Consider the following 20817-nt stretch of genomic DNA (forward strand, 5'->3'; position numbering starts at 1 on the left):
CGCGACCGGTAGCGTCACGCGCAGTTCACTGCTCTCAGTGGACTAGACCTCCTTTACTCGGATCGTCCGGCACGTTCCTGCCGGTGAAGGGACCTCTCACCATGGCCACTGTCACGTTCGACAAGGCGACCCGCGTCTACCCCGGTTCCGACCGGCCCGCGGTCGACCAGCTGGAGATCGACATCGCGGACGGGGAGTTCCTCGTCCTGGTCGGGCCCTCCGGCTGCGGCAAGTCGACCAGCCTGCGGATGCTCGCCGGGCTCGAGGACGTCAACGACGGAGCGATCCGCATCGGCGACCGCGACGTCACCCACCTGCCGCCCAAGGACCGGGACATCGCCATGGTGTTCCAGAACTACGCGCTCTACCCGCACATGACCGTCGCCGACAACATGGGCTTCGCCCTGAAGATCGCCGGCGTCAACAAGGCCGAGATCCGCACCCGCGTCGAGGAGGCCGCCAAGATCCTCGACCTCACCGAGTTCCTCGGCCGCAAGCCCAAGGCGCTCTCGGGCGGTCAGCGCCAGCGCGTCGCCATGGGACGCGCCATCGTGCGCGAGCCGCAGGTCTTCCTCATGGACGAGCCGCTGTCCAACCTCGACGCCAAGCTCCGCGTGCAGACCCGCACCCAGATCGCGGGCCTGCAGCGCCGCCTCGGCACCACCACCGTCTACGTCACCCACGACCAGGTCGAGGCGATGACCATGGGCGACCGGGTGGCCGTGCTCAAGGACGGCCTGCTCCAGCAGGTCGACTCGCCGCGCAACATGTACGACCGGCCCGCCAACCTCTTCGTCGCCGGCTTCATCGGCTCCCCTGCGATGAACCTCGTCGAGGTCCCGGTCACCGACGGCGGCGTGAAGTTCGGCAACAGCATCGTCCCGGTCAACCGCGAGGCGGTCGCCGCCGCGGTCGAGAAGGGCGACCGCACCGTGACGGTCGGCGTACGGCCCGAGCACTTCGACATCGCGGACGGCGAGGCCAAGTCGCTGTCCAAGGACGAGCCCGCGGGCATCGCCGTCACCGTCAACGTGGTCGAGGAACTCGGCGCCGACGGCTACGTCTACGGCACCGCCGAGGTCAGCGGCGAGCAGAAGGACATCGTCGTACGGGTCGGCGGGCGCTCGGTGCCGCTCAAGGGCGACGTCCTGCACGTCGTTCCCCGCGCGGGCGAGACCCACGTCTTCTCCACCTCCACCGGCGAGCGCCTCAGCGACTGAGCCCCGCCCAGGGGTCCCGGGCGCTACGGATACCCCGGGCGCTACGGATACCCCAGGCACCCCGGATACCCCGGGCACGCCGGCGAGCGGTGACGGCCACCTGCCTTCCAACGGCGGGTGGTCGTCGCCGTTTGTCGACAATTAGGCTGCGATCGCGGGGAGTTCGTCCGCCCCACGTCAAGAAAAGACCCCCGATTCAGCGACTTCATTCCCTCTTGAGAGTGACTAAATGTCGCCAAATCATTACCCCTCGCTACCATCACGGACGTGAACCAGGCAGCCCGCCGTATCGGCAAGACTCTCGCACTCGTGCTCCCGGTCGTCCTCGTTCTGTCCGGGACCCTCGCCGTCACCCGCGTCCCGTGGGCCGTGTCGCCCTCCCAGGCGCAGGTGCTGACGGCCTCCACCAAGCGCGGCACGGAGCCCTCCAACGCCCCGCAGGACGTCCTGCGCCGGCAGCTCCTGTCCGACCTCCAGCGGAAGAATCCCGGGGTCGCGCTGACCGACCTCCAGGTGCAGATGGCCAAGCGGCCCACCCTGGCCCGCTACTGCTCCGCCATCGCCCGCGCCCTCGGCCAGGCCGCCGTCGCCAGGTACGGGCGGCAGCGCGCGCAGTCGTGGTCGCGGCCGGTGTGCGACACCTCGTTCGCGGTCGGCGTCGCCTCCGGCACGAACGGCAGCGACGGCACCAACGGCACGGACTACGGCACCGGTTACGGCGCGGACAGCGCCTCCACCGGCTGACCCGGCCACGGAGGCCGACGCTCCGGACGGTGCCCACAGGCGTCCCGTCCACGTCGGCCTCCGGGCGGGCTCGCACCCGCGACCGCCCGGCGCGCGCCACTCCGGCGCGACCGGGACCACCGCGCCCGCCCCGCCCGCCGTCTCGCCCCGCCCGCCGTCTCACCCGCCCGCCGTCCCGCGTCACCTTCCGTTCACCGTGGGTACGCCGGTTGACCCCGGAAGTTGACGTCGTTCTCGTCGCGTACGACTCCTTGCCGGGGCCCGCACCCCGTATCGTCACAGCATGACGACAGGTGTCCACTCCCCCGTCCCGGTCACCCAAGCCGTCGTCCTGGCCGGTGGCCAGGGCTCGCGGCTGCGGCCCTACACAGACGACCGGCCCAAGCCCATGGTCGAGATTCCCGGTACCGGGACCCCGATCATCGGCCACCAACTCGCCTGGCTGGCCGCGGAGGGCGTGACCGACGCCGTCATCTCCTGCGGCCATCTGGCCGAGGTGCTCCAGGACTGGCTGGCGAGCGCCGACCTCCCGCTCAACGCCACCACCGTCGTCGAACCCGAACCGCTCGGCCGCGGCGGCGGGTTGAAGTACGCGGCGAAGTCGCTGCCCCGGCCCGACAAGCCCTGGTACGCCACCAACGGCGACATCTGGACGCACTTCTCGCTCCGCTCGATGGCCGCCTTCCACGCCGAACGCGGTGCCACCGCGACCCTCGCGCTCGCCCGGCCCAACATCCCCTGGGGCGCGGTGGAGACCGACGAGTTCGGCCACGTACTGGACTTCATCGAGTCGCCGCCGTCGCCGTACCTGATCAACGCGGGCGTCTACGTCTTCGGCGCCGACTTCGCCCCGCTGCTGCCGGAACGCGGTGACCACGAGCGGACCACGTTCCCCCAACTCGCGCGTGAGCGCCGCCTCGCCGGGTTCCGGCTGCCGCAGGGCTCGTACTGGCGGGCCATCGACACCGCCAAGGACCTCACCGAGGCCGCCAAGGAACTCGCCCGCGGAACGGCGGACACGGCGACCACCGCCGCCACCCCTTCCGACGACGGCGCCGGCGCCCCCGCCCAGGCCTGACCGCCCGCACGACGCCCTTTCCGCGCAAAGCGACGGCCGCGTACCCCCCGCTCGCGCGGAACGGTACGCGGCCGTCGCCGTCGTACGTGGCCGTCGTCCTGACCGGCATCCGTGACAGGCCTAGGCCATGCTGCCGCCCGAGGGCGGACGCGCTCCCTGGTCGCCTGGCATGCCCAGCAGCCAGCCGTTGCTGGGCTTGATGCCGAGCAGGCCGCCGAGCGAGCCGCCACCGCCGCTGCCGCCCGACGAACCGCCGCTCGACGGCGCCGGGTTGGGGGCGACCGGTGCGGTGCGCTGGGGCGGAGTGACGTGCCGGGTGGGGGCCTGAACGGTCTGTTCCTGGCTGGGCAGGCCGTCTCCGGTCCCCGCGCCGGACGTCCTGCCGGGGCCGGTCGTGGCCCCCTCGGCACCCGGACGGGCGCTCGAAGTCACCTTGGGCGAGGCGGACTTGGCGTTACGGGACGCGCCCGGCAGCACCGTGCGGTGCCGGGTCGGCACGCTGCTGCCGGGGGTCTGCGGGAGGGGTGAGCCGGGCAGGCTGTTCGTGGGCAGGTCGGTCGGGGCGGCGGGGGCGGCCGGGTGCGACTGCGAGGCCCGCACCGCGCCCCCGAACAGCGCGCCGAGGATCAACGTGCCGCCCGCCACGAACGTCGCCAGCACCACGCCGCGCCGCAGCACGTAACGCCGCAGGTCCCAGATGGGCGCGCGCGGTCCGAGCTTGCGCCACGCCTCGCCTGCCAGCTTGGCGTCCACCGAGTAGACCGGGGCGCCCGCGATGACCAGCGGGCTCCAGGCGGCGAGGTAGATGATGTTCGGCGCGTCGTACACCGGGACGGAACGCCAGCTGACCGTGACCAGCAGGGCCACCGACAGCATCGCGCCCACGCAGGCGGCGACCCGCTGCCACAGGCCCATGACGGTGAGCACGCCGACGACGACCTGGAGGAACGCCACCGTCAGCCCCGCGCCCACCGGGTGGCCGAGCGCCGCCGCGCGCAGCGGTTCCGCGACCGACCACGGGTGCAGCGAGGACAGCCAGTGCACCATCGAGCCGCGCTGCCCGCCGTCGAAGTACACCGGGTCGCACAGCTTGCCCAGGCCCGCGTAGACGCAGATGAAGCCGAGGAAGACGCGCATCGGCAGCAGCACGACGCCGAGGTTCATCCGGCGGCCGGGGTACCAGGCGTGCCGGACCGGGTCGTTGCGGCGACGCTCGCGGGCGCGGTCCCGGGCGTCCCGCTCGTCGTAGTCGTCCGCGTCGCGGTCGTCACCGTCGTCGTAGCGCGAGGCGTGAGAGATGTCGTAGGCGTCGTCGTCCGCGTCGTGGTCGAACGCGCCGCGCACCGGGCGGACGCCGCCGAGCAGGTTGACGCCGGGCAGCGACCCGCCCTGGAGCGGGGAGCGGGGGGCGATCACCGCGGGACGGACCGGCGGCAGGGTCTCGTCCAGCTCCTCCGCGAGCAGCTCCTCGGCCGCCACCCTGGGCAGCACCTGCGTCGCGCCCGCGCCCACGCCGCGCACCGCCGCCTGGAGCAGCTGGGTGGCCTCGGCGTCGCCCGCCTCGGCCCGCCCCGACCACACGACGGGCGCGGCGCGGCGCCTGCGGGTACGGGCCTCGGCGGCGGAGCGCACGGAGGTCGGGATGACCGGCATGGGCGCGGTGTCGCCCGCGACCGCGCCGAACCGCGGCGGTGGCGCGCTCGCGCCTAGCCTCACCCGGAAACTCGCGTGGTTGACGATCACCTGGGCTGGGTCGCTCGGGACGCGCACCGTGTTGAGCACGTCCTCGTCGAACCCTGGCGACCGTCCCCCCGAAGGGGAGCGGGGTGTTCTGGTGTCCACACTCATCTAACCGAGTGACGCCCGGATAGGACACTGCCTGACGCGCGCCGGAATGTCCGAGACCCGTCAAGATCACCGAACGCGGGTCCGAAGGTCACCGGAACGAGTGAGGGGCGAGGAGTTTGGGACGAACGGTGCCCAGAGCGAAGGGTGACGTGCGGGGCGTCCGGTACGCGCTACGCGCGCCCCCGGGCGCGCTCCCCGTGCTTCCAGCGCCGCCGCGCACGCCAGAGGGCGCCCTCCGCTCCACGCAACGCGCCCAGGCCCGACCGCCTGACACCTCCGACCGCCAGAACCCTCAGGCTCGGCCGCGCTGTGTCCTCCTGCGGGCCGCCTCGTACAGGACGACGCCCGCCGCCACGCCCGCGTTCAGGGACTCCGCCGCGCCGCCGGGCATCGGGATGCGCACGCGCAGGTCGCACGTCTCGCCGACCAGCCGCGACAGGCCCTTGCCCTCGCTGCCGACCACGATCACGACCGGACCGTCCAGCACCTCCAGGTCGGTCAGCTCGACGTCGCCGTCCGCGGCCAGGCCGACGACCGTCAGGCCCGCCTTCTGGTAGCCCTCCAGCGTCCGCGTCAGGTTGGTCGCCCGGGACACCGGGATGCGGGCCGCTGTGCCCGCGGAGGTCTTCCACGCGCCGGCCGTCATGCCCGCCGCGCGGCGCTCCGGCACGACCACGCCGTGGCCGCCGAACGCCGCCACCGAACGGACGACCGCGCCGAGGTTGCGCGGGTCGGTCACGCCGTCCAGCGCGACGATCAGCGGGTCCTCGCCCTGGTCGGCGGCCTGAGCCGTCAGGTCCTCGGGGTGCGCGTACTCGTACGGCGGGATCTGGAGCGCCAGGCCCTGGTGGTTGATCCCGTTGGTCATCCGGTCCAGCTCGGGGCGCGGCGCCTCCATCAGCGGGATGCCGCGCTCGGTGGCGAGCTTGATCGCCTCGCGCACCCGCTCGTCGTTGTCGACGAACTGCTGCACGTACAGCGCCGTGCTGGGGATGTCCGCGCGCAGCGCCTCGACGACCGGGTTGCGGCCGACGACCAGCTCGGAGGAGGACTTGCCGCCGCGACCGCCCGCCGCCCGGCGCTGGGAGACCGCCGAGCGCTTCGCCTTGGCCTGCGCGGCGCGCTGCTTGGCGTGCCCCTTGCGCATCTCGGCGGGCGGGGTCGGGCCCTTGCCCTCCAGCGCGCGACGACGCTGGCCACCGCTGCCGACCGTGGGGCCCTTCTTGGACGTGGTACGGCGGTTACGCCGCTGGCTGTTCCCGGCCATCAGGGCACCTTCACTTCTTCTTCGGGCTCGACGGCCGCCGTGCGCGTCAAGCGTACGGACGACCGTGCAGACATACAGACGTACATGAGTATGAGCCGTACGGAAGCATCCTCGCTTCCGCACGGTCCCCCCTGACCGTCCCGGCGGGCCGGGGACGGTCCGCTCAGCGGGTGCCGAGCGACCAGCGCGGTCCGCTGGGCGTGTCCTCGATCTCCAGGCCGGAGTGCTGCAACTGGTCACGGATGGCGTCGGCGGTCGCGTAGTCCTTGCGGGTACGGGCCGCCTCCCGCTGCTCCAGCACCAGCCGGACCAGCGAGTCGACCACGCCGTGCAGGTCGTCGCCGCGCTCGGCCGAGGCCCACTGCGGGTCCAGCGGATCGAGGCCCAGCACTCCGAGCATCGCACGGACCTCGGCCAGCCGGGCCACCGCCGACTCCTTGTCGTCCGCGGTCAGCGCCGAGTTGCCCTGGCGCACGGTCGTGTGGACGATCGCCAGCGCCTGCGGGACACCGAGATCCTCGTCCATCGCCTCGGCGAACGCGGGCGGCACCTGGGCGGCCGGTTCGACCACGCCGCACTTCTCCACGACGCGCTGCACGAAGCCCTCGATGCGGGCGAACGCCGACTCGGCCTCGCGCAGTGCCTCCTCGCTGTACTCGATCGTCGAGCGGTAGTGCGGGGAGCCCAGGTAGTAGCGCAGCACGATGGGGCGCCAGCGCTTGACCATCTCGGCGACGAGCACCGAGTTGCCGAGCGACTTGCTCATCTTCTCGCCGCTCATGGTCACCCAGGCGTTGTGCACCCAGTAGCGGGCGAACTCGTCGCCGAAGCCCCTGGCCTGGGCGATCTCGTTCTCGTGGTGCGGGAAGATCAGGTCGATGCCGCCGCCGTGGATGTCGAAGGCGGAACCCAGGTACTTGTGGGCCATCGCCGAGCACTCCAGGTGCCAGCCGGGGCGGCCGCGTCCCCACGGCGTCTCCCAGCTGGGCTCGCCGGGCCGGGCCGCCTTCCACAGCGCGAAGTCGCGCGGGTCGCGCTTGCCGGTCTCGCCCTCGCCCTCGGGCTGCCGCAGGTTGTCCAGCTCCTGGTTGGACAGCGCGAGGTAGCCGGGCTGCGAGCGCACGTCGAAGTAGACGTTGCCGTCCGACGCGTAGGCGTGACCGCGCTCGATCAGGACGCGCATCATCTCGATCATCTCGGGCACGTGGCCGGTGGCGCGCGGCTCGTAGGTGGGGCGCAGGCAGCCGAGCGCGTCGTAACCCTCGTTGAAGGCCCGCTCGTTCTCGTAGCCGATCGCCCACCAGGGACGGCCCTGTTCTGCGGCCTTGGCGATGATCTTGTCGTCGATGTCGGTGACGTTGCGGATGAACGTCACCTGGTGGCCGCGGTAGGTGAACCACCGCTGCATGATGTCGAAGTTGAGGTACGAGCGGATGTGCCCGATGTGCGGAGCCGCCTGCACGGTGGCGCCACACAGGTAGATCGAGACGCTGCCCGGCACGAGCGGGGTGAAGTCGCGGACCTGACGTGCGCTGGTGTCGTACAGGCGAATAGTCACGCCCACCAGGGTAGTGGGCGCGGCGGTGTGCCCAGGGCCCGAAGCGGGGACTGGACACACAAATGTGACGGTAACCGAAGTGATTTTCGGCGTACGGGGTGCCCGCGTGATCCGAACGGGCCGCCGGGGTGCGGCCGGGCGGGCTCGCCGCCCGGGCCGCGGACCCCGGGGCGCCGGAGCGTCAGACCCTGCCGACCACCTTGCGCGCGGTCACCCGCACGACCACCCGCTCCGCGTCCTGCCCGGACGCCGGGTTGAAGTCCGCGTAGTCCTTTCCGGTGTACTTGCGCGACAGCTCGTTGATCAGCTCCTGGCCGCCCTCGGTGGTGAGCGTCGCCTCGCCGCGGATCTCGGCGTACGTGTACGGCGCGTCGAAGGGCTGCACGAGCACGGTGACGCGCGGGTCGCGGCGGAGGTTCTTCTCCTTGCGGCGGCCGACCGTGGTCGAGATCAGCACGTCGTCGCCGTCCCGCTTCGCCCAGACCGGGGACAGCTGCGGGCTGCCGTCGGGCTGGATGGTGGCGATGGTGACGAAGACCGGGGTGTCGAGGAGCTTCTTCAGGTCGTCGGAGAGTGCGGCGGTCATGGCATGCCCTTCGGGACGCTCAGAGAACGGTTCCTGGGATCCGTACCCAACGTCCCGTCAGGAACCCTTGTTCCCCAGGGGAATCACCAGTGCGGTGGCAATCGCCGCGAGACCTTCCGCCCGGCCGGTGAAGCCGAGGCCGTCGGTGGTCGCGCCGGAGACCGACACCCGGGCGCCGACCGCCTCCGACAGCACCTTCTGCGCCTCGTCGCGGCGCCTGCCGATCCGCGGCCGTACGCCGACCACCTGGACGGCGACGTTCCCGATCGCGAAGCCCGCCTCGCGCACGATGCGCGCGGCCTCGGTCAGCAGCGTCACCCCGGAGGCACCGGCCCACTCCGGGCGCCCGGTGCCGAAGTGCGCGCCGAGGTCGCCGAGTCCGGCGGCGGAGAACAGCGCGTTGCAGGCGGCGTGCGCCACCACGTCGGCGTCGGAGTGCCCGGCGAGGCCGACCTCCTCGTCCTCCCAGAGCAGCCCGCCCACCCACATCGGCCGGCCCGCCTCGAAGGCGTGGATGTCGGTCCCGATCCCGACCTGCGGAAGCGGGAACGGGAACGGCACGGCGGAGGCGGGGACGGAGGAGCCGGAGGCGGTCGGGCCCCCGGAGGCGGTCGGGCCCCCGGAGGCGGTCGGGTCAGAAGACATCGGCGGCCCTCCGGCGGCGAGCACGGCCTCGGCGAGCACGAGGTCCAGCGGGCGGGTGACCTTGAACGCCTCCTCGTGGCCGGGGACCACGACGACCGGGACGCCGATCCGCTCGGCCATCCCCGCGCAGTCGGTCACCGCGTCGGTGACCTTCTCGTGCGCCTCGGTCAGCACGTCGCGGCGGAAGCCCTGCGGCGTCTGCACCGCGCGCAGCCGGGCGCGTTCCGGCGTGCCGACGACCGGTTCGGGCGCGTCGGGGCCCGGCGCCGGGTCGACCTCCTTGACGGTGTCCGCGAGCGGCACCGCGGGGACGACCGCGGGGGCGCCGCCGCGTACGGCGGCGACGACCGCCTCGACGGTCTCGACCGGGACCAGCGGGCGGGCCGCGTCGTGCACGAGGACGATCCCGGTGTCGTCGGGGAGGGCGGCCAGGCCCAGGCGGACCGACTCCTGGCGGGTGTCGCCGCCCGCGACGACCTTGATCTCCTTGGACTCCGGGAGGCCGTTGCCGTCCAGCAGCGCGCGGACCTCGGCGACCCCGTCGGCCGGGGCGACCACCACGACCAGGGCGACCGCGCGGGCCCGCAGCATCGCCCGGACCGCGTGCACCAGGATCGGCACCCCGCCCAGCGCGCGCAGCGCCTTGGGAGCGCCGGGGCCGAGCCGGACGCCGCGGCCGGCGGCCGGGATGACGGCGGCGACGGTTCCGCGCGAGGCGGCGTTCTCGTAGGGGGGCGGAGTACTCAGGTTTGTGTCCTTGGCCGGAATGGGTATCGCCTCAACGTGGCCGGTGCGCCCCTTCGCAGGCCCCTTCCGTGAAGCCGGTTCGGGGACGCGCCAGACACGTCACGTGGGGAATACCGTGCCATACAAACATGCCGCAGCACCCGGACCGTACCGGGCACCGCGGCGATGTTGTGTCAGGACCGGCGTCATGGCGCCTGACGTCGGTGAGAAGACCTCAGCGCCCTGCGACGCCTGCGTCGGCGGGACACCACGAGGCGCGTCGTGAAGGGGCATGCGCCCGCGTCACCCCGCGACCACGTTCGTCCATCCTGGAACTCAAGGACGCGAGCGCGACCGTGAGCACCCGGCTCAGGACGCGAGCACCTCGTCGAGGAGCGCCTCGGCCTTGTCCTCGTTGGTGTTCTCGGCGAGTGCGAGTTCGCTGACCAGGATCTGCCGGGCCTTGGCGAGCATCCGCTTCTCACCGGCCGACAGCCCGCGCTCCCGCTCACGACGCCACAGGTCACGCACGACCTCGGCGACCTTGATGACGTCACCGGAGGCCAGCTTCTCCAGATTCGCCTTGTAGCGACGGGACCAGTTCGTCGGCTCCTCGGTGTACGGCGCGCGCAGCACCTCGAAGACCCGGTCCAGCCCGTCCTGACCGACCACGTCGCGTACGCCTACGAACTCCGCATTGTCCGCGGGTACGCGCACCGTCAAGTCGCCCTGAGCGACCTTGAGCACCAAGTAGGTCTTGTCCACGCCTTTGATCTGGCGAGTTTCGATGGCCTCGATCAGCGCGGCCCCGTGATGGGGATAGACCACGGTGTCGCCAACCTTGAACGTCATGTGACAGGTACCCCTTCCGTGGCTATCCAGGGTAACACGGGAACGGCGTCATCTGAATGGCGTTTTCGCAGGTCAGGGCATATCTCGGGGCTTGACAAGAGCGGCTGGATCGTGCTGGAGGCGCCGCCCGGGAGGAGGTATCCGCAGGTCGGAGCGGCTGTGCGGGCGCAGCGAAACGCGCACGTTACACGACCGACGGGTCGGAGAGAAGGGTGTTTCATCCTGATTTGTCGACCCCCTCGGAGTGGGCTTCCGCTACTCCGTTCGGAGATCTGACGGCTGGTCACGGGTGAGATCGGGCCGTTCCGCCGCGACTTCGCCTCCGGGCGGCGCGGAGCGCGCACGAAAACCCGAATTCCCACCCGTGAGCGTGATCATCATTTGGACAGTTTCCGATTATCCGCACGGAGCCCATGGGACATCCCCAGGACATCCACGTGGACCGGGAAATCGATCTTCGGAAGCACGGCATATTCACGGCACGTTTGATCGGTGCCGGGAACGAATGAGCGCGGGGGTGGTGGCCCGGGGCGGGTGACAGTAGCGGCTCACGCGGGGGCGGACGCGGGGCGGGACTCGCGCGGGCGCCGGCTGCCTGCGAGGGGTACGGCTCGCGCGGGCGCGGGCCGCGGGCGCGCGGCGCACGGAGGACGGACCCGGCACGTGACGCGCGACCGTACAAGAGGGGGCGCGACGCGCGAAGGGGTGGCCGGGTGCGGTGCGCGTTCGGCGGCTCGGTAACCTAAGCGCGCTGGAAGATCCCTTAGTGCGGCTTTACATCAGCCGCACCACGTCCAAGTCGTCCAAGGAGATGCCGCCGCCGTGAGCCTCCCCCTTCCTTCGGCCGGGGGCACCCGCGCCCTTCGACGCGCCACCCTCGCCGCCGTTCTCGTCGCCTCGGTCGCCCCGTTCGCCGCCGCCTGCGGTGCGGGCAGCACCGCGCAGACGCAGGAGGTCAAGCCGGACTCCGTCGCCACCACCGTCGGCGACATCGAGATCCAGAACGCCTACATCCTGACCGAGCCGCAGGGCTCGGGGGCGGCCGCGGTCAGCGCCCGCGTCTTCAACAACAGCACCCAGGCGCAGCAGCTGACGTCCATCACGGTCGAGGGCGCCGCCCAGCCGGTGAAGCTGGCCGGCCCGAACGGTTCGTCCGGCCCAGTCACCGTCCCGGCCGGCGGTTCGATCACCCTCGGCGGTCAGGGCAACCCGTCCGCGATGCTGGCCTCCGACACCGGCGTGGTCGACGGCAACTTCCAGACCACGGTCTTCAGCTTCAGCCGCTCCGGCCAGGTCACCGTCACCCCCGGTGTGGTCCCCGCGGACCACTACTTCAGCGGTTACGGCCCGACCGCCCCGGCGAGCGCACCGGCGGCGAGCGGCCGTCCCTCCGCGCACCCGTCCGGCTCGGCGGGCGCCCCGGCGTCCGGCGCCCCGCACACCTCCACCTCGCCCTCCGGCAAGCCGAGCACGTCGACCAAGCCGTAAGGCGTGAGGCCGTAAGGCGTGAGGCCGTAAGGCTCGGCTGCGGGCCCTGAGAGCCCGCGCACGCGAAGGGGCGCCCGGATCGATCCGGGCGCCCCTCACGCGTTCCTGCGGCCGTGTGCGGCCGTGTGCGGCCTCGCCTGCCCGCGCGGCGCGGGCCAGCGGCCGTGTGCGGCCTCGTACGGCCGACCGGGTACGGCTTACGGCTCGAACTTGTAGCCGAGACCGCGCACCGTCACCAGGTAGCGCGGCGCGCCCGGGTCCGGCTCGATCTTGGCGCGCAGCCGCTTGACGTGCACGTCCAGCGTCTTGGTGTCGCCGACGTAGTCCGCACCCCACACACGGTCGATCAGCTGCATGCGGGTCAGCACGCGGCCCGCGTTGCGCAGCAGCATCTCCAGCAGGTCGAACTCCTTGAGCGGCAGGTCGACCTTGCCGCCGGAGACCGTCACCAGGTGGCGGTCCACGTCCATGCGGACCGGCCCGGCCTCCAGCGCGGACGGCACTGTCTCCTCCGGCTCGCCCCTGCGGCGCAGCACGGCGCGGATGCGGGCCACCAGCTCACGCGAGGAGAACGGCTTCGTCACGTAGTCGTCGGCCCCTATCTCCAGGCCGACGACCTTGTCGATCTCGCTGTCCTTGGCGGTCACCATGATCACCGGGACGTTGGACTTGTTGCGCAGCTGCCGGCAGACCTCGGTGCCGGGCAGGCCCGGCAGCATCAGGTCGAGGAGGATCAGGTCGGCGCCGTTGCGCTCGAACTCCTCCAGCCCGTCGGGCCCGGTGGCCGCCACGGCGACCTCGAAGCCCTCCTTGCGGAGCATGTACGACAGTGCGTCGCTGAAAGATTCCTCGTCCTCGACAACGAGCACTCGGGTCACGGAAGGACCTCCGGGGCGGGAAGGGTTCTGGTTGCGGTTCTGGTCAGGGTGGTGGCGGCGCCGGCCGGCGTACGGGCGGGCCCGCGCCGGGCGACGCCGTCGTCACGTACGACGTCCTGGTCAGGTACGGAGTGGTCGTCACGTACGGCGTCCTCGTCGAGCACGTCGTCGTCACGGTCGAGCACGTCGTCGTCACGGATGTCGTCGCGTACGGCGTCAGTGATGCCGTCCACGTCGTCGTGGTCGTCGCGGATGTCGCCGCGTACGTCGTCCTCCGGGTCGTCCGGGTCGTCCTGCGGCGGCGTGGCCGAGGGGTCGGGGACGGACGGCAGGCGCAGGGTGAACGTCGAGCCCTGGCCCTCGGAGCTCCACACGGTGACCTCGCCGCCGTGCGAGGCGGCGACGTGCTTGACGATGGACAGACCCAGGCCGGTGCCTCCGGTGGCCCGGGAGCGGGCCGGGTCGACCCGGTAGAAGCGTTCGAAGATCCGCTCCCGGTCGGCCTGGGAGATGCCGACCCCCTGGTCGGTGACCGAGATCTCGACGAACTCGCCGCCGGGGACCGACACCGTGCGGGCGGCGATGCCCACCCGGGTGCGGACGGGGCTGTAGTTGACGGCGTTCTCGACCAGGTTGCCCAGCGCCGCCGCGAGCTGGCCGCGGTGGCCCTGGACGAACAGGCCCGAGGTGTCGCCGGTGGCCATGGTGATGTGCTTGGCGTTGGCCGGGTGGCGGCAGCGGTCGACCGCCTCGGCGACCAGTTCCTCGACGGCGATCGCCTCGGGGTCGTCGAGCGGGTCGTCGTTCTGCACCCGGGACAGGTCGATGATCTCTTGGACCAGGCTGGTCAGCCGGGTCGCCTCGATCTGCATCCGGCCCGCGAAGCGGTTGACCGCCTCGGGGTCGTCGGCCGCGTCCATCACGGCTTCCGACAGCAGCGACAGCGCTCCGACCGGCGTCTTCAGCTCGTGGCTGACGTTGGCGACGAAGTCGCGGCGGACCGCCTCGATGCGCCGGGCCTCGGTCAGGTCCTCGACCAGCAGCAGCACCAGCCGGGAGCCCAGCGGTGCCACCCGGGCGGAGACCGCCAGCGGCTCGCCGCGCCCTCCGCGCCGGGCCAGGTCCAGTTCGACCTGCCGTATCTCGCCGTCCCGCCGGGTCTCACGGGCCATCTGCAGCATCCGGTCCACGGCCAGCCGCCCGCCCCGCACCAGTCCCAGGGCGTACGCGGCGGAGCTGGCCTTGACGACGGTGTCGCCCTCGTCCAGGACGACGGCCGACGAGCGCAGCACCGACAGCACGGTGTCCACGCCGGGCGGCAGGACCGCCTCGGTGTGCAGGGAGGAGCGGGTCGGACGCGCCTGCTCGCGCTCGCTCCAGCGGAACGCGAGCACGGCGAAGGCGCCGGTGCACACACCGCCGATCGCGCTGGCTGCGGCAACCGCCGCGTTCACGTCCATGTCTGCAAGGCTAAGCGGGGACGAGGCGTGATCCACAGCCATCCAGGTGGCCTCTCGAACACTCGTTGCCAAGAGTTCACCGTGGTGTCGGGGCTGATTCACCTCGGATGCCCGGCCGGGACGCGTGTACGCCGCACGGTGGAGACCGGCGCGGACACCCGGTCCTACGCTCCCAGGGCCCCGCGGTTCGCGCCGGGCTCGCAGGCACGTGCAAGGAGAGGAACACGATGCGGGACGCTTACCACGAGGAGCTGGACTCGATCGGCGACGGCCTGGTCGAGATGGCCCGGCTCGTCGGCTCCGCGATCGGGCGGGCGACCACCGCGCTGCTCGACGCCGACCTGAAGATCGCCGAGAGCGTGATCGCGGCGGACGAGAAGGTGGACGACCTCCAGCGGGGCCTGGAGAACCGGGCCATCGACCTGCTCGCCCGGCAGCAGCCGGTCGCCACCGACCTGCGCATCGTCGTCACCTCACTGCGCATGAGCGCCGACCTGGAGCGCTCCGGCGACCTGGCCCGGCACGTCGCCAAGCTGGCCCGGCTGCGCTTCCCGGTCTCGGCCGTGCCGCGCGACCTGCACAGCACGCTGCTGGAGATGGGCCAGCTGGCGCAGCGCCTGATGGCGAAGGCGGCCGAGGTGATCATCTCCAAGGACGTGGACGCCGCGCTCCAGCTGGAGGCGGACGACGACCGCATGGACGAGCTGCACCGCACGCTCTTCCAGCACCTGCTGGACGACCGCTGGCAGCACGGCATCGAGACGGCCGTCGACGTGACGCTGGTCGGCCGCTACTACGAGCGCTTCGCGGACCACGCGGTCTCGGTCGCCAAGCGCGTCGTCTACCTCGTCACCGGTGAGCACGCGGACGAGCTGACCCCGGCGACAGCCATCGGCGACGACACGGCGGTGTGACGACAACGGCGATGTGACGGCACGGCGATGTGACGGCACGGCGGTGCGACGGCACGGCGGTCCGAGGCGGGCCCCCTGGGGGGCGCGCGGTTGCCGAGGGGCGCGCGGGGCGCGGGAGTTCTCGCGCCCCGCGCGCCCTTGATGCCCCGTGGGCCCGGTAGTTCACTGGTGGCGACCGCGTCGCGCGGCCGTACCGCGCACGCCGAGGCCGAGGCCAAGGAGGACACCGATGCCGGACTCCCCCAGCACGCCGACCACCCGCCCCCAGCCGTCACTCGATCCCGCGCCGCACCCGTTGCGTTCTCCGCTGCCGTTGCTCGGCGCGTGCGGGTGCGGTTCCGGCTGCGGGTGCGGATGCCAGTCCGGCGGCCCCTGCCAGTGCGGCGGCTGCTGCGGCTGACCTGACCGTACGAGGCGGGGGCGGCCGTCCGCCGGACGCCTTCAGCGGGCCGCGATCCGCTGGCGGCGCGCCTCGTACAGCACCGCGGTGGCCGCGTTCGCCGCGTTGAGCGAGCTGGCGGCGCCGGTCATCGGGATGCGCACGGTGTGGTCGCACCGCTCGCGCCAGGCGTTGCTGAGCCCGGTCGTCTCGTTGCCGACGAGCAGCAGCACGGGCCGGGTGAGGTCGAAGTCGAACAGCTCGGTCTCACCGTGCTCGTCGGTGCCGACCAGCAGGGCCCGTCCGCCCAGCCACTCCGTCACCTCACGCGGCGAGGGCACGCGGACGGCGGGCAGCGCGAAGAGCGAACCGGTGCTGGCGCGCACCGACTTGGGGTCGTAGGGGTCGGCGGCGTGGCCCGCGACGACCAGTCCGTTCGCCCCGAAGGCGTCGGCGGAACGGATGACGCTGCCGACGTTGCCGGGCTGGCTCGGCCGGTCGAAGAGCACGCCGAGGAAGTCGTCCTTGACCGCGATCCGTCCCAGGTCGTCGTCCGGCATGCCGACGACGGCGACGAGTTCGGGCGTCGCCTCGCCCTTCTCCCCCAGCTCCGCGAGCAACTCCGGTGCCATGGCGCAGACTTCGGCGCCGCGAGTGGTCCGCAGGACGCCCTCGGCCCAGCGCGACAGCGGACGGTCGGCGTCGTACAGGAGGGCGCGGATCTCCCAACCGTGCTCCACGGCGAGCGAGATGGGCCGTACGCCCTGGACGACGAACTCCCGTGCGCGCTGCCGCTTGGTGCGGTTGGCGAGCAGGGCCTGCCACTGCTGGAAGCGGGCGTTGCGGGATCCGATGCGCTGAACTGCCGCCATCCGGGCAGGGTATCCACGTCGCGGCTCCGAACGCCTCCGTATTGCGCGTTCCGCCGCCCGGCGAAGGTGACCAGCCGTCCCGCCGATCCGTCGTCCGGAACGGCGTACCCGCAGGTCAGCGTCGGTTCCGGTCCAGGATTCCGGCAACGGTCGTGGTGCGGGACCGACGACCCACGCCGACACCGGCGTTCAGTCGCGCAGCGCCGGCGCCTCGGCCAGCAGGACGCCCAGCGCCACGTAGTCCGTACCGGGCCGCAGGCGCAACGTGAAGGCGTCGAGGAACTCGCCTTCGGTGCTGTAGCCCGCCCTGGTGTGGCGCGGGGCCAGCGCGGCGGCGCCGACGTACTGAGGCAGGTCCGAGACCCGCAGCCGCACGCCGACGGCCGGGCCCGACTCGATGAGCCGGATGCGGGACCAGGCGACGGGCCGGGTGAACGGGTCGATGGTCATGCCGTCGCCGGTGAACCCCAAGGGACCGAGCCGCACTTCGCCGCCGGAGCGCAGCCGCGCGAGCTGCTCGGCCGCCACGGCGCGGCCCACCTGCTGGGCGGCCGCCCGCAAGAAGCTCTCGGCCGAGCCCCGCGCGGCGCCGCCGAAGTAGACCCGCCGCAGGCCCGCGCCCGGTTCGCTCGCGAAGAAGTCCAGCGCGTTCACCCGTATCCGGGCGCCTTCGCGCGGGGTGATGACCGTCCTGAGGAAGTCGTGCGAGTGGGAGAAGTTGACGCGGACCTCCACCCGTTCCGTCGCGACCGAGGCGATCTGCGGCCAGCCGTACTCCAGGGTCCGCCGCCCCGGGCGGGACAGGCGGAAGCCGCCCTCGTGCAGGTCGATCCGTGCCCGGGTGTGCCGCACGATCAGCCCCGCGCAGACCGCCAGCACGACCACGTCGCAGACACACATGATCAGCAACGAGGGGTCCGAGGCGTCCCGGGAGATCATCGTGCACAGCACCACGAACGCCATCAGCGCGGGCACCAGCCCCTGCAACGGGCGGCGCGGCAGCACCCCCCGGTAGACCTTCACCCGCTCGCCCAGCCGGTCCGCCCGGCCGTGCCCCTGCGACATCTCCACCTCACGAGGTCGTCCCGGCGCGCGTCCCGCCGCGTCACCCGAGTCTCCGGGGCCGGACCTGTGGGCCGACAGGGGAGAAACACCCAAACTCGGCGGCGCCGCAACTAGATTGGTGCGCATGGGAACGGGGGCACCCACGACGGCGCCAGGCGGGCCGGAAGCGGAACTGACCACGCTGGTCGGCAGGCGCGCCGACGCGGCCCGCGTCCGCGAACTGCTGTCGGCGGCACGGCTGGTGACCCTCACCGGGGTCGGCGGCGTGGGCAAGACCCGGCTCGCGCTGCGGGTCGCCGGTGACGTGGCCCGTGCCTTCCCCGACGGCGTGCACCTCGCCGAACTGGCGAGCCTGCGGGAGGGTGACCTGCTCGCGCAGAGCGTGGGCGCCGCGCTGGGGCTGGCCAACCCGGGGCGCGAGGGGGCCGACGCGACCGAGGCGCTCGTGGCCCATCTGCGCGACAGACGAGCCCTGTTGGTCCTCGACAACTGCGAGCACCTCGTCGACGACTGCGCCCGCCTGACCGGCACCCTGCTGCGCGCCGCGCCCGGCCTGCGCGTCCTGGCCACCAGCCGGCAGACGCTGGCCATCACCGCCGAGCAGGTCTTCCCCGTCGCGCCGCTGCCCGTACCCGACCCCCAACATCCGTGCGCGCCGCGGGACATACGGGCCTGCCCGTCCGTCGTGCTCTTCACCGAACGGGCCGCTGCCGTGCTGCCCGGCTTCACCGTCACCGAGACGAACGCGGCGGCCGTCGCCCGGCTCGTGCACCGGCTGGACGGCCTGCCCTTCGCCATCGAGCTGGCCGCCGCCCGCATGCGCACCCTCACCCCGGCGGAGATGCTCGATCTGCTCGCCGACCGCTTCGCGCTCCTGAACGGCGGCAGCCGGGTGGCCGAGCCCCGGCAGCGCACCCTGCGCAAGCTGATCGACTGGAGCCACGCGCTGTGCACTCCCGCCGAACGCACCTTGTGGGCAAGGGTGTCGGTGTTCCGTGACGGCTTCGACCTGGAGGCGCTGCGGCAGGTCTGCGCCGACGACGGCCTTCCCCCGGCCGCGTTGGTCGACGTGCTGGGCGGCCTGGTGGAGAAGTCGGTCGTCGTGCACCGCCAGCAGGACGGCCGTTCGCGCTACGGACTGCTGGAGACCGTGCGGGAGTACGGCTACGAGCGGCTGGCCGCCTCCGGTGAGCTCGCCGCGTCGCGTCGCCGCCACCGCGACCACTACGCGGACCTGACCGCGCGGGCGCAGCGGGAGTGGTTCGGGCCGCGGCAGGCCGAGTGGTTCGCCCGGCTGCGGCGCGACCACGCCAACCTGCGGGCGGCGCTGGAGTACTGCGCGGAGCGACCCGGTGAGACGGAGGCGGGCCTCGCGCTCGCGGTCGCGCCGCGGCACTACTGGATCACGGCGGGGTCGCTGGCGGAGGGGAGGCGGTGGCTGGGACGGCTGTTGGGAGGCGACGGGGACGAGGCCGGTGAACGAATCGGTGAACGGATTGACACCGCACGGCCGTTGGCCCTCGCGACCCACGCGTACCTGGGTGTCCTGCTGGGCGGCACCGCGGACACCCTCCGGGAGCTGGACGCTGCCGCCGCCGTCGCGGAGGCGTGCGGTGACGTGCCGGCGGCGGCGTGGACCCGGCACCACCGCGCCGTCCTCGCCACCTGGCAGGGCGACGCCGACACCGCGGGGCGGCTCCTCGCGGAGGCGCTGACCGCGTTCCGCGCGACCGGGCGGCTCGACGGGGCCGTGGAGTGCATGGTGAAGCTCGCGATCGTGCACGCCTACGCGGGCGACGCCGAACGCGCCGCCGCGCTGTGCCGGGAGGTCGAGGAGACGAGCGCGGCGCACGGGGAGTCGTGGCTGCGCGGGATCGCGCGGTTCGCCCGGGCGGTACTGGACGCGCGCGAGGGCGACCCGAAGGCGGCGATCGCGGCGGCGCGGGAGGCGATCGGGCTGATGCGTCCGTTCGACGACTGGTGGGACATCGCGATGTGCGTGGAGGTCATCGCCTGGAGCACGGTGGACGATCCGGCGCGGGCGGCCCGGCTGCTGGGGGTGCTCCGGCTGCTGTGGGGAGCGGTCGGGGGGAACCTGGAGACGGCCCCGTTCATGCGCGAGCGGCACCGCGCCTTCGAGGAGACGGTACGGGCGGCGCTCCCGGCGGCACGTTTCGAGCGGGCGTTACGGAGCGGGGCGGAGTCGACGGTGGCTCAGGCGCTGGCGTTCGTCCTGGACGAGCCGCCCGCGGTGCCGCGGGCCCGCGTGGACGGGCGGACCGGGGGTCCGCTCACCCGGCGGGAGTCGCAGGTGGCCGAGCTGGTGGCGGAGGGCCTGACGAACCAGCAGATCGCGACGCGGCTGGTCATCGCCCGCAGCACGGCCGAGAACCACGTGGAACGCATCCTCACGAAGCTCGGCTTCACGTCCCGATCGCAGTTGGCAGTGTGGACGCATGACCGGCGTATGCGGGAGGGGCGGCCGGCGGACGGGGGCTAGGTCGTCGGGTCGTCGGGTCGTCGGGTCGTCGGGGGACGCGCTGATCGGTGGGCCTGGACTTGGGGGCGCGGCCTCAGGTGGCCGTCAGAGGTGGCCGCCAGCTCTCCGCTCGGGTGAGGCCGTCCATCAGCAGGTCGAGCAGCCGTTCCGCCTGCTCGCGTTGGGGCCGGGTCCCGGCGGCCAGGGTGACGCCGGCCAGCGACATGAGGATGTCCGCGGCGGGAACGCCTTCCCGGATCACTCCCTGGGCGACTCCGGCACTGCGGAACTCCTCCACCGCGGCGGTCAGTTGCTCGCGGGTGGACGAGCCGAGGCGGGCGTCGTCCCGTAGCAGCGCTCCCAGGGTCTCGGCCATGCCGTGCTTGGTGGCGAGGTAGTCCAGCACGTTCGACATCCACGTGCGCAGGGCCCGGTCGGCGGGCAACTCGCCCAGCAGGGTGGGCGCTTGGGCGGCGAGCCGGGCGGTCTCGTAGCGGTAGGTGGCGTCGACGAGTTGTTCGCGGGTGGGAAAGCGCCGGTAGAGGGTGCCGATCCCGACGCCCGCGTCCTTCGCGATCTGCTTGAGGGTCGCGGCGGAGCCGTCCCGGGCGAAGGCGGCGGCCGCCGCGGCGAGGAGCTTGTCCTCGTTGGCCCGGGCGTCGGCCCGGACCGGGCGGGCGGAGAGATCGGGCACGGGTGGCCTCCTTCGGGGGGGCGTCATGGGCACTGCCATCGGGATCGCCGGTGGGTTGCCATGC

The 20817-nt window shown here is 72.7% G+C and carries 17 protein-coding genes and 2 pseudogenes; 7 read left to right on the forward strand and 12 right to left on the reverse strand.

Features of this window, described 5'->3' with window-relative positions; translation table 11 throughout:
• Nucleotides 1-101: 101 nt before the first annotated feature.
• From K7472_RS08960 to K7472_RS08970, 3 genes and pseudogenes are all read left to right on the forward strand, one after another.
• Nucleotides 102-1220, forward strand: a complete 1119-nt coding sequence (locus tag K7472_RS08960; RefSeq protein ID WP_222975869.1) for an ABC transporter ATP-binding protein — start codon at nt 102-104, stop codon at nt 1218-1220.
• A 267-nt stretch (nt 1221-1487) separates the two neighbouring features.
• A pseudogene (locus K7472_RS08965) lies at nt 1488-1886 on the forward strand (hypothetical protein); the annotation flags it as partial.
• A gap of 361 nt (nt 1887-2247) precedes the next feature.
• Nucleotides 2248-3042 carry a nucleotidyltransferase family protein gene (locus K7472_RS08970; protein WP_222975870.1) on the forward strand — a complete coding sequence of 265 codons (795 nt, stop codon included), beginning with the start codon at nt 2248-2250 and terminating at the stop codon, nt 3040-3042.
• 120 nt (nt 3043-3162) lie between these two features.
• Here the strand turns inward: K7472_RS08970 and K7472_RS08975 are convergent, their stop codons facing one another.
• The 7 genes and pseudogenes from K7472_RS08975 to K7472_RS09005 form a co-directional block, all read right to left on the reverse strand.
• Nucleotides 3163-4890, reverse strand: coding sequence for a DoxX family protein (locus K7472_RS08975; protein WP_222975872.1), 1728 nt, complete (start codon nt 4888-4890; stop codon nt 3163-3165).
• Nucleotides 4891-5182: 292 nt separating this feature from the next.
• Nucleotides 5183-6157 carry a 23S rRNA (guanosine(2251)-2'-O)-methyltransferase RlmB gene (gene rlmB, locus K7472_RS08980; protein ID WP_222975874.1) on the reverse strand — a complete coding sequence of 325 codons (975 nt, stop codon included), beginning with the start codon at nt 6155-6157 and terminating at the stop codon, nt 5183-5185.
• A 163-nt stretch (nt 6158-6320) separates the two neighbouring features.
• Nucleotides 6321-7715, reverse strand: coding sequence for a cysteine--tRNA ligase (gene cysS / locus K7472_RS08985; RefSeq protein ID WP_222975876.1), 1395 nt, complete (start codon nt 7713-7715; stop codon nt 6321-6323).
• Nucleotides 7716-7896: 181 nt separating this feature from the next.
• The gene (locus tag K7472_RS08990) at nt 7897-8301 is read right to left on the reverse strand and encodes a PPOX class F420-dependent oxidoreductase (RefSeq protein ID WP_222975878.1); all 405 of its coding nucleotides are present in this window, start codon (nt 8299-8301) and stop codon (nt 7897-7899) included.
• Nucleotides 8302-8358: 57 nt separating this feature from the next.
• Entirely contained in the window at nt 8359-8946 is a 588-nt protein-coding gene (ispF, locus tag K7472_RS08995) for a 2-C-methyl-D-erythritol 2,4-cyclodiphosphate synthase (RefSeq protein WP_222976142.1), read from the reverse strand.
• Nucleotides 8947-8961: 15 nt separating this feature from the next.
• Nucleotides 8962-9693, reverse strand: a pseudogene (gene ispD / locus K7472_RS09000) (2-C-methyl-D-erythritol 4-phosphate cytidylyltransferase); the annotation flags it as partial.
• A gap of 348 nt (nt 9694-10041) precedes the next feature.
• A complete protein-coding gene (locus tag K7472_RS09005) occupies nt 10042-10524 on the reverse strand; it encodes a CarD family transcriptional regulator (RefSeq protein ID WP_222975880.1) in 483 nt (160 codons plus the stop codon).
• Between the two features lie 822 nt (nt 10525-11346).
• Here K7472_RS09005 and K7472_RS09010 point away from each other — a divergent pair.
• Nucleotides 11347-12012: a copper chaperone PCu(A)C domain-containing protein gene (locus K7472_RS09010; RefSeq protein WP_222975882.1), complete on the forward strand. Its 666-nt coding sequence runs from the start codon at nt 11347-11349 to the stop codon at nt 12010-12012.
• Between the two features lie 197 nt (nt 12013-12209).
• Here the strand turns inward: K7472_RS09010 and phoP are convergent, their stop codons facing one another.
• Together phoP and K7472_RS09020 are read right to left on the reverse strand one after the other, a co-directional pair.
• A complete protein-coding gene (phoP, locus tag K7472_RS09015) occupies nt 12210-12890 on the reverse strand; it encodes a two-component system response regulator PhoP (RefSeq protein ID WP_222975884.1) in 681 nt (226 codons plus the stop codon).
• Nucleotides 12887-14350 carry a sensor histidine kinase gene (locus tag K7472_RS09020; RefSeq protein WP_252395285.1) on the reverse strand — a complete coding sequence of 488 codons (1464 nt, stop codon included), beginning with the start codon at nt 14348-14350 and terminating at the stop codon, nt 12887-12889. Before K7472_RS09020 ends, phoP begins: the two co-directional genes overlap by 4 nt.
• A gap of 227 nt (nt 14351-14577) precedes the next feature.
• Between K7472_RS09020 and phoU the strand changes: the two genes are divergently transcribed.
• Together phoU and K7472_RS09030 are read left to right on the forward strand one after the other, a co-directional pair.
• Nucleotides 14578-15264, forward strand: a complete 687-nt coding sequence (gene phoU, locus K7472_RS09025) for a phosphate signaling complex protein PhoU (RefSeq protein ID WP_222975885.1) — start codon at nt 14578-14580, stop codon at nt 15262-15264.
• A 168-nt stretch (nt 15265-15432) separates the two neighbouring features.
• A complete protein-coding gene (locus K7472_RS09030; RefSeq protein ID WP_222975887.1) occupies nt 15433-15669 on the forward strand; it encodes a hypothetical protein in 237 nt (78 codons plus the stop codon).
• Nucleotides 15670-15705: 36 nt separating this feature from the next.
• Here the strand turns inward: K7472_RS09030 and K7472_RS09035 are convergent, their stop codons facing one another.
• Together K7472_RS09035 and K7472_RS09040 are read right to left on the reverse strand one after the other, a co-directional pair.
• Entirely contained in the window at nt 15706-16515 is an 810-nt protein-coding gene (locus tag K7472_RS09035) for a TrmH family RNA methyltransferase (RefSeq protein ID WP_222975889.1), read from the reverse strand.
• A gap of 189 nt (nt 16516-16704) precedes the next feature.
• Nucleotides 16705-17580, reverse strand: a complete 876-nt coding sequence (locus K7472_RS09040; protein ID WP_222975891.1) for a hypothetical protein — start codon at nt 17578-17580, stop codon at nt 16705-16707.
• A 124-nt stretch (nt 17581-17704) separates the two neighbouring features.
• Here K7472_RS09040 and K7472_RS09045 point away from each other — a divergent pair, with 124 nt between their 5' ends.
• A complete protein-coding gene (locus K7472_RS09045; RefSeq protein WP_222975893.1) occupies nt 17705-20080 on the forward strand; it encodes an ATP-binding protein in 2376 nt (791 codons plus the stop codon).
• Nucleotides 20081-20153: 73 nt separating this feature from the next.
• Here the strand turns inward: K7472_RS09045 and K7472_RS09050 are convergent, their stop codons facing one another.
• Nucleotides 20154-20753, reverse strand: a complete 600-nt coding sequence (locus K7472_RS09050; protein ID WP_222975895.1) for a TetR/AcrR family transcriptional regulator — start codon at nt 20751-20753, stop codon at nt 20154-20156.
• Nucleotides 20754-20817 lie beyond the last annotated feature (64 nt).

It is taken from the genome of Streptantibioticus parmotrematis (genome assembly GCF_019890615.1).
Classification (GTDB): domain Bacteria; phylum Actinomycetota; class Actinomycetes; order Streptomycetales; family Streptomycetaceae; genus Streptantibioticus_D; species Streptantibioticus_D parmotrematis.

Bases quoted from the DNA above. Each gene is read 5' to 3' on its own strand.
- K7472_RS08960 (WP_222975869.1), top strand. From the start codon at position 102: ATGGCCACTGTCACGTTCGACAAGGCGACCCGCGTCTACCCCGGTTCC.
- K7472_RS08970 (WP_222975870.1), top strand. From the start codon at position 2,248: ATGACGACAGGTGTCCACTCCCCCGTCCCGGTCACCCAAGCCGTCGTC.
- K7472_RS08975 (WP_222975872.1), bottom strand. From the start codon at position 4,890: ATGAGTGTGGACACCAGAACACCCCGCTCCCCTTCGGGGGGACGGTCG.
- rlmB (WP_222975874.1), bottom strand. From the start codon at position 6,157: ATGGCCGGGAACAGCCAGCGGCGTAACCGCCGTACCACGTCCAAGAAG.
- K7472_RS08990 (WP_222975878.1), bottom strand. From the start codon at position 8,301: ATGACCGCCGCACTCTCCGACGACCTGAAGAAGCTCCTCGACACCCCG.
- ispF (WP_222976142.1), bottom strand. From the start codon at position 8,946: ATGTCTTCTGACCCGACCGCCTCCGGGGGCCCGACCGCCTCCGGGGGC.
- K7472_RS09005 (WP_222975880.1), bottom strand. From the start codon at position 10,524: ATGACGTTCAAGGTTGGCGACACCGTGGTCTATCCCCATCACGGGGCC.
- K7472_RS09020 (WP_252395285.1), bottom strand. From the start codon at position 14,350: ATGGACGTGAACGCGGCGGTTGCCGCAGCCAGCGCGATCGGCGGTGTG.
- phoU (WP_222975885.1), top strand. From the start codon at position 14,578: ATGCGGGACGCTTACCACGAGGAGCTGGACTCGATCGGCGACGGCCTG.
- K7472_RS09035 (WP_222975889.1), bottom strand. From the start codon at position 16,515: ATGGCGGCAGTTCAGCGCATCGGATCCCGCAACGCCCGCTTCCAGCAG.
- K7472_RS09040 (WP_222975891.1), bottom strand. From the start codon at position 17,580: ATGTCGCAGGGGCACGGCCGGGCGGACCGGCTGGGCGAGCGGGTGAAG.
- K7472_RS09045 (WP_222975893.1), top strand. From the start codon at position 17,705: ATGGGAACGGGGGCACCCACGACGGCGCCAGGCGGGCCGGAAGCGGAA.